This window comes from Pedobacter sp. (assembly GCF_045628745.1).
Classification (GTDB): domain Bacteria; phylum Bacteroidota; class Bacteroidia; order Sphingobacteriales; family Sphingobacteriaceae; genus Pedobacter.
The window spans coordinates 1-1,921 of sequence record NZ_JAZQPU010000359.1 but is presented as its reverse complement, the minus strand read 5'-3'; the positions used below and the strand labels follow the sequence as shown (position 1 = coordinate 1,921).

At 43.4% G+C, this 1,921-nt stretch carries 1 protein-coding gene; it reads right to left on the bottom strand.

What is annotated here, in order from left to right; all coding sequences use genetic code 11:
• Positions 1-1,528 (bottom strand): IS21 family transposase (gene istA, locus ACR2F7_RS13140; RefSeq protein ID WP_432714011.1); only part of this gene is annotated, 1,528 nt, incomplete at its 3' end.
• Positions 1,529-1,921 lie beyond the last annotated feature (393 nt).

Below are 1,921 nucleotides of genomic sequence, written 5' to 3'. Positions count from 1 at the left end.
TATTGCTATGAAGAGGTATATGCGGTTTTATGGGTTCGACCTGGTCGTCAAATAGCGGCAGTCTGTCCATATTATTTTTCAGGATGTTCTTTATGCGCAGGTAAGAGCAGCTATCTGTAGCTAAAGCCCTTTTGCAGGCATAATTGAGTCGCTCAGAACCATAGGAACGGTTCAGATGGATAATGCCCAAAGAGCGCTTATAGCTTATTTCCGGGTAATCCTGCGAGGCCAGTATCTTTTCTATGCATGCCAAAACATATTCACCGTGCGGCAGCGCTTTTTTCCTGAAGAACTCAGGGCTCCAATCCGTGTAGAACTTATGTGTGCTGCTCAGATGATCGGTGTTGGTGATATAGCTGCCCTTGTTCAGGTTGCGCTGATGCAGCGCAATCCGCTCATGATTATAAAAGATCTCAACACGGCTCCTGGTGTAATGGATCATTGTCTCCTTTCCGATATACCGGTATGGAACGCTATAGTAACACTTATCGGGCGAAAAATATGCGTAGCCCATCTTCTGCACCTTGGCTCTTTTATAGTCTTTCATTTCATAGGTACTGGGCGGTAGCTCTTTAAGATACTGACGTTCAATACTCTGGAAGAGTTCAATACGGCTGGATTCCTTTCGTTTGAACAAAAGAGTGTTGTACCACTCCAATAAGACGGAAATTTCCCTATTAAGATCATCCAGAGAAAAGAAGGTCATCTCCCGTAAGGGATAATAAATACGTTGGTAGACCAAATGCACCGCATTCTCAACCAGCGCCTTGTCCTGGGGAGCGTAGCTACGGGTGGGATTGATGACACAATTATAATGGCGGGCAAAGTCTTTAAAGCTACGGTTGACATCGGCTTCGTATTTACTCGATCTATTAACTGCGGACTTTAGGTTGTCCGATACAATCGCTTTAGGCGATCCACCATAAAAACGTAAGGCATTTGCACAACAGGATAGCATGTCTTCGCGTTTCTGGCTCATACATGCCTGAACATAGGTGTACTGGCTACAGGGAAGTATGGCTACAAATACTTCCACGGGAACAATCTCTCCGGTCTGCTTATCGATGATCTGCAGCTTTTTACCGGCGAAGTCTATGAACATTTCTTCGCCAGCGATGTGCTGAAGTTTCATTGAGCCTTTTTCTTTAGGGTATTTACGGCGGAAATGCTCAAGAAACTGCGTATAACTGTAGGGCTCTGTTGCTAGCTCAACATATAGCTGATAATGATACAGAAAGGTAAACCCCGGGTGATTCCGGGCCTTGTTGACACCCTCAAAGTAAAGCATGAGCTCATTATGGCGTACCGGGTCGAGTGTAGTATGTGACGAAAATAGTTCTGATAAAGCAGGGGTATCCAACCCCAAAAGCTCCTGAAATGAATAGTCGCTACCAGCAAAGAGTTGCATATAGGTATTGACAGTATTACGGGAAATACCGAGAACAGAACCTATTTTACGGTTACTGTAACCCTCCAGATGTAATGTGAGTATTTGTTTTAAGTCCATCGGATCAAGTTTGTTGGCCATATCGCTGTATTTAAAAGCGATAAGGTAATTCTTTCTTGATCTTTTTAAAGTGGCACAATTCGAACCGTAAAAACGGATAGATGGACGTAAATTAAACCACTAAAGTGGCATCATTTAAACCGTAATTGCTGGCACTAACAGGCCGAAATAGCTGGCACAATTCGAACCGTAATATCCAGATTCAATGGTTTGACTTGGCGCAGCAGCGAATTAAGAGCAAAGGAATATCCACACGACCTTTACGCAATGATTTCAAAAGAAATTAGTCTTGCCTTTGACCAGAAGAAAGTTAAGACCCTGAAAGGGCTTGAAAGCGTGGCTAATACAAACGCAATTGTATGCAGGAACTTTAATTACCTAGGAAATTTCAATCAGCTAGCAGGTCATGAATGT